Raw genomic sequence first — 5,444 nt, forward strand, 5'->3', positions numbered from 1 at the left:
GGGGCCAGGCTCGAAGTGCCTCTGGCGCTTCCTGTCAGATGTTGCGGGTCTTCTCGATCAGGTCGTGCGCCAGCTGGATCTCCTTGGCCTTTTCGCTGGCCAGGGCGATCATGTCTTCCGGCAGTCCTTGTCCGATCAACTTGTCCGGATGGTACTGGCTGATCAGCTTGCGATAGGCGCGCTTGATTTCCTGATCCGTATGCTCTTTTGTCACCCCCAGCGCTTTGTAGGCATCGTCCAGTGCCGCTTCGCTGCTGGGCTGCCCCGCGGCGAAATGCGATTGGTTCAGCACCATGTCGATCAGTTGCCTGAAGGTGGCCTGATCAAAGCCGAGGCGGCGGGCGATGTCCGCAAGCAGCCCCTCTTCCGCCGGATGAACCTGTCCGTCAGCGGTCGCCATCGCGATCAGATAAACCAGCAATACCTGTCTCAGGTGCAGGGTGTGGCCACAAACCGACATGAATCTGGCGTAGGTCGCCTCAATGGCGAAGGCCGGGTCGGCACCCTGTTTGAACAACGCGATCGCCTGAACGCGATGCTCGGCGGTCATGCGCAGTTTCTCCATCAACAGCTCGACATGCGCGATTTCTGTTTGTGAGACCTGGCCATCGGCCTTGGCCAGTTTGCCCATCGAGAGGAACATCGTCTCGATGAAAACGCTTTGACGAAGCGCATTTTGCAGCGGGTTCATGGCGCCAGCACCATACGCCCTGGTGCGATCGATCATTGATCCGATAAACAGACCGAGGAGCGCTCCGAAGAACCCGAGAAAGTAGTAACCCGCGATAAGACCAATGAACTTGAACAAGGCGACTCCCGATGGTGTTCAAGGAAAACAGGGGTGGCGCTCACCCGCCCGTTCGGCAGCGTTCAGTCGGTGCGAACCCCGTCCCGGCAAGCGCTAGCCTCGCGTCGGCCACGAGCCTTGCAGGCTGCAGGCATGAACGTTGGCGACGCGCAATGGTAACGGATAAAGCCTATCGTGAAGACTTGAGCCCCAAAACGACCCCTGTGGACGGGGCCGATGGTCTGAGAACGCCAGCAGGCAACAGCGGCAAGCGTGATCTTGGTCTTGCTCGTTTTGGCGTTGCGCGTCCCGTGCTCGGTCCTGGGTCTACAGAGGATGGTTGTCGCCGACGTCTGTCGTGTCAGGAGTGACCGTCGTCATGCCGATGGTGCATCGCGCTCTCGATCTTCTTCAGCTCGGCGATGCGATCCATACGTCCCGGCTTGATCAGCGGGCCGAGCGAATCGAGATAGGGGTGTTCGGTGTCGCGCCAGTAGATGCTGAAATCACCGAGGTGGTCGCGGAAGCTCTTGAGCGGCTGACCGAGGCGCAACACCCCGAGTTCGCGGCTGCGGCGAACGCGATGCACATCGAGCTCGATCGGTATGATCTCCTCGTTGTTCTGCGCCTGGTAGAGCACGCGACCATCCGGTCCGCAGATGATCGAGCGACCGCTACCGCCGGTGTCCAGGCCATTGACGTCGAACAGGAAGCATTGGTTGATCGTTGCCATGGCGCGCGCGATCGCCAATTCGTTGTCGCGGTCGATGGTGCCGGTGAGGGTGGGATGAAGAATCACCTCCGCGCCCATGCACGCCAGCGTTCGAATGGTTTCCGGAAACCACATGTCGTAGCAGATCGAGACGCCAAAGCGGCCAACATCGGGTACGTCGAAGACGCAGTATTCCAGGCCCGGGGTCACGCCTTCTTCGTAGGGGTAGAAGGGGAACATCTTGCGATAGCGGGTCACGACCTCGCCTTGTGGGTTGATCACCGAGGCGGTGTTGTAGATCTTGTCGTCGGCCTTTTCAAAGATCGACCCCGGTAACAGCCAGATGCCGTACTTGTGCGCCATGTCCTGCATTTGCACTTCGAAATCGCAGGGAAACTCCTGTGCGGCGTAGGTCAGAGGGCCATAGGCGCACAACTCGCTGAATACCACCATCTGCACCCACGGATAGAGGTTCATGGTGATGTCGAGCTTGAGCTTCATTTGTTCGACGTTCGATTCGACTGCCGAAACGTTCATCTGAATACCGGCCACTGCAAAGTTGTTCAAAGTTGTTCTCCGAGAAGAGGGGGCTGATGGACCGGGAGGCCGTCGTGACCGGCCCCGCCGGCTGCGCGAAAGGCCAATCTTTGTCTCCGGAACGAACGCGCGGCGTATGGCGGTCGGGAGCGCAAGCGCATGGCCAAGGTCCTGTGGGCCGGCGCTGCGTAGGTCGAGCATTGTAACAGGCACTCAAATCAGTGCTCGGAGCGCTCGGTTTCGTGACCAGAACAACAGGCGCTTTCACTCACCGGGAAGTCCGAAAAAGCTCAAAGTCAGGCCCTTTTGGCTTTGACAGGCTGTTGGAATGTTGGCACTGACCCCGATCGCTGCTTGCTGACCCCGGCCGCTGCTCTGCAACCTGGCACGCTACGCCCCGCGATTACGCGGTCCAAGCAAGAGCCAGAGGATCAGCCCCAGCACGGGCAGCAGGACCACTGCGATGATCCAAATCAGTTTCTTCTCGTTCGCAGCAGAGCTTTGGAAAATGTTGAGAATTGCCCAGATATCTCCGATCAGTATCATGAGGCCCAAGACGCTGCTGTATCCGAAGTTCATCATTTTGCTTCCTTCACTGTTCAGTGCGAGCTGTCAATCTGGACAACCCGGAGCAATGCGCCGTGGCGGCCGCTCACTTGCCGTGGCCCTGACCCTGGCCACGGTTGTCCATGTTGTCCGGCCCGCTATCCTGCCCCCGCCCGTTGTTCTGGCCCCGTGGCGTCGATTTTCTGTCGTGAGCCGAGCCCTGGTCACGCTCATTGGCTTGCTGCGAAGGCTGATTGCCACGCTGGCTGCTTTGCTGAGGATGCTGGTCGGCACGTGGATCGGTCTGTTGCGGACGCGGATTCCCCTGCGGGGGGCCTGACTTGCGGGAGGACTGGGGCGATGCGCCCCGGTCCGGGTATTCCGCCCCCCGGTATTGCGGTTGGGCATGCTGCTCCTGGGCCGTGGGGGGCGCCCTGCGCTGATCCGACCGGGGCGGGCTGGAGTCTTCGTTGCCCCGCGGCTCGGGGCGCGGTCCCTGGTGCTCGCCCTGCATTTTCCGCTGGGGAGCGGCGGCCGGAGGGTGCCCGCGCTGGCTCTCGTACTCCTGGCGCACCACCGGGTCGCGAGGCTGATAACGGTACTTCTGCTGGTGGAGTGCCTGTTGCCGTTCCCTGTCGGGATATTGGTCTCCGGCATAATTCCGCTGATAGTGAGGTAGCGGCGCGGGGGCTGGGGCGGACTGGCGATTCCAGTGGTCCCAGCCACGTCGATGCTGCGACCAATCGTTGCCCCAGTGATCCCCCCAACGCGGCGGCGAGTTCTGCTTCCAGCCATGGAAGTAGGCCGGTGGTTGGCGGTAATAGCGTACCGGCACGCGCAGAATGTAGAGCGGCACGCGCTCGGGGCCGACCTGATCCCACGGCCCGTTGTACCAGGAGCTTGCGTACCAGTCGTTGCCCTGGAAGACCCAGTACAGGCCGTCGTAGAAGAAGAAATTGGAGTTCACCTGCGGCGCGTAATAGACCGGGTAGCCAGGAATCCGCTCAAACGCCGGATACATGGCCAAGTTGATGCCGATGCTCACATTTGGGAGCCCGATGCCGATGCTTACTTGGGCACTGGCCGGCGCCAACGCGCCCAAGGCCAGGCACAGCACGATGATTTGCTTGCGCATTCGCGGATCCTCCGTTCAATAGCGAGCACCGCACCGACCTGACGATGGCCGAAGTCGCTTTGACCTCCATGCCGTGGGGTCGGAGCGCGGCCTTGAAACTTCCATGCGTGGGGGTGCCCGGGAAACCATGATCATCCCCTTGGGCGGGGGAGTCTGTGCGTTGTCGAACATAGTTCGACGGCGCAGGTGGGCTGCATCGGCCCGCCTACGGGGCGTTCCACCGCGGCGATGGGCGCGGCCCGTGCCGCGATGGCAACGATCGGGGGGGGGAACGGATTAGCGAGTGGTCACATTTCTCTGTAATTCAGAGGTTGCGGTTCTTCTCGATCACATCGTGCGCCAGCTGGATCTCCTTGGCCTTTTCGCTGGCCAAGGCGATCATGTCTTCCGGCAGCCCTTGTCCGATCAACTTGTCCGGACGGTACTGGCTGCTCAGCTTGCGATAGGCGCGCTTGATTTCCTGATCCGTATGCTCTTCTGTCTCCCCCAGCGCTTTGTCGGCATCGCAGCCGGCCTTGAGAATGCAGGCTGACCAGTTCGATTAAGAGGCAACCGTCACGGTTCTGCTCGTTTCCGGCACGCTGGTAGATGCGCCGCTCCTGCGTATTGCCGTGCAGCCAAGCGAAGCCAACGGCTTGCAAAAACCTTCTCAGGTGATGGTAGACAAAGCCATGACCGTGAAACGCGACAAACTGGGGCCGGCGTTCGGGCGGATCGACGCGGATACGATGCTATCGGTCGAGCCGTGCCTGGCCGTGTTCCTGGGTCTTGTGAAGGGATGCGATTGCGACGGTGCATCGCCATGGGAAAGTCCGAGGCAGATCGAAGTTGGCGCTGTTGGTGTTGCCCCAAGAATGTGTTGGAATGTCAGCACTGATCACGGTTAGACTCTTACCGGCATACATGCCGTCGGTTTTTCCTGCGAAGGTAAGAAGAAGGATCTGACACAGGGGTTACCGTGAAAGTCGCCTTCGCGACTCACGAATCTCCCTTCTCCCCCGCGCGGGAGAAGGGTCGGGGATGAGGGAAACGGGCATGACTTTCATTATCGGGGGTGTCCCGACAGTTCATGACCGTTAGGCCGAATGTAGGCACCCGTTTTCCAGAACACTCCGGAGTTAATATGAAGAAAAGAACGAGCTATTACAAGGATCTCGCGGCCGACTATTCAAGACCCGGTCTTGTCGCGGAGTCATTGCAAAGTGACCTTGTCGCGCTTGCTTTGAAGTTCAACGAGATGCAGGAAAAGTCGCCACCAGTGATCGGTGACGACTATACGTCGTCCCAGATCGAGCAGGAAAACAAGGAGTGGTGGCCGACGCATTGCGAGGCATTGAGACAGGGCCGAGGAGACATTTTGATCCGTGAATACCGGCCAGACCTGGTTTACTTCTGCCAGGATGGGGCGTACTACGGCATTGAAGAGCAAAAAGTCAGGGAACAGCATTGGTGGGCATTGATCGCCCAGCCGGGCGTCACCATGACCTGGCCAATCGTCATGTTTCATGGAGAATTCGTATGGTTTGAATGGAACTGCATCGATGACGATACCAACGAAACCCTTGCACAAGGCAGCTGTGCCTGGGTCAGGCGTGGTCATAGAGGCGGTTGCCACTTCAAGGGTGAGCAATTGACGTTCTACAGGGATGTTTTTTCATCCCCGGAATTGCTGCAATTGATTACCAGCAGTTGACAGCAGAACTTGCGGCAAGTGTGTGTGTTAATGT

5 protein-coding genes and 2 pseudogenes are annotated in these 5,444 nt (G+C 59.5%); 2 read left to right on the top strand and 5 right to left on the bottom strand.

Features of this window, described 5'->3' with window-relative positions; translation table 11 throughout:
* Positions 1 to 34 precede the first annotated feature (34 nt).
* The 5 genes and pseudogenes from djlA to RUW20_RS03695 form a co-directional block, all read right to left on the bottom strand.
* On the bottom strand, positions 35 to 808 hold the full coding sequence (djlA, locus tag RUW20_RS03675; RefSeq protein WP_313950846.1) for a co-chaperone DjlA: 774 nt from the start codon (positions 806 to 808) through the stop codon (positions 35 to 37).
* A 340-nt stretch (positions 809 to 1,148) separates the two neighbouring features.
* Positions 1,149 to 2,066: a carbon-nitrogen hydrolase family protein gene (locus tag RUW20_RS03680; RefSeq protein ID WP_313950847.1), complete on the bottom strand. Its 918-nt coding sequence runs from the start codon at positions 2,064 to 2,066 to the stop codon at positions 1,149 to 1,151.
* Positions 2,067 to 2,426: 360 nt separating this feature from the next.
* A complete protein-coding gene (locus RUW20_RS03685; RefSeq protein WP_409559295.1) occupies positions 2,427 to 2,618 on the bottom strand; it encodes a PLDc N-terminal domain-containing protein in 192 nt (63 codons plus the stop codon).
* Positions 2,619 to 2,688: 70 nt separating this feature from the next.
* Positions 2,689 to 3,717 (bottom strand): hypothetical protein, encoded by a 1,029-nt coding sequence (locus RUW20_RS03690; protein WP_313950848.1) that lies wholly within the window; start codon positions 3,715 to 3,717, stop codon positions 2,689 to 2,691.
* Positions 3,718 to 4,021: 304 nt separating this feature from the next.
* Positions 4,022 to 4,222, bottom strand: a pseudogene (locus tag RUW20_RS03695) (DnaJ domain-containing protein); the annotation flags it as partial.
* A gap of 16 nt (positions 4,223 to 4,238) precedes the next feature.
* Here RUW20_RS03695 and RUW20_RS03700 point away from each other — a divergent pair.
* Positions 4,239 to 4,493: pseudogene (locus RUW20_RS03700) on the top strand (type II toxin-antitoxin system PemK/MazF family toxin); the annotation flags it as partial.
* 347 nt (positions 4,494 to 4,840) lie between these two features.
* Positions 4,841 to 5,410, top strand: coding sequence for a hypothetical protein (locus RUW20_RS03705; RefSeq protein ID WP_313950849.1), 570 nt, complete (start codon positions 4,841 to 4,843; stop codon positions 5,408 to 5,410).
* Positions 5,411 to 5,444 lie beyond the last annotated feature (34 nt).

The sequence above is a fragment of the Accumulibacter sp. genome (assembly GCF_032229525.1).
Classification (GTDB): Bacteria; Pseudomonadota; Gammaproteobacteria; order Burkholderiales; family Rhodocyclaceae; genus Accumulibacter.

What these genes read in the sequence shown, in the direction of transcription:
- RUW20_RS03705 (WP_313950849.1), top strand. Translation starts at nt 4,841, where the DNA reads ATGAAGAAAAGAACGAGCTATTACAAGGATCTCGCGGCCGACTATTCA.
- RUW20_RS03685 (WP_409559295.1), bottom strand. Translation starts at nt 2,618, where the DNA reads ATGATGAACTTCGGATACAGCAGCGTCTTGGGCCTCATGATACTGATC.
- RUW20_RS03690 (WP_313950848.1), bottom strand. Translation starts at nt 3,717, where the DNA reads ATGCGCAAGCAAATCATCGTGCTGTGCCTGGCCTTGGGCGCGTTGGCG.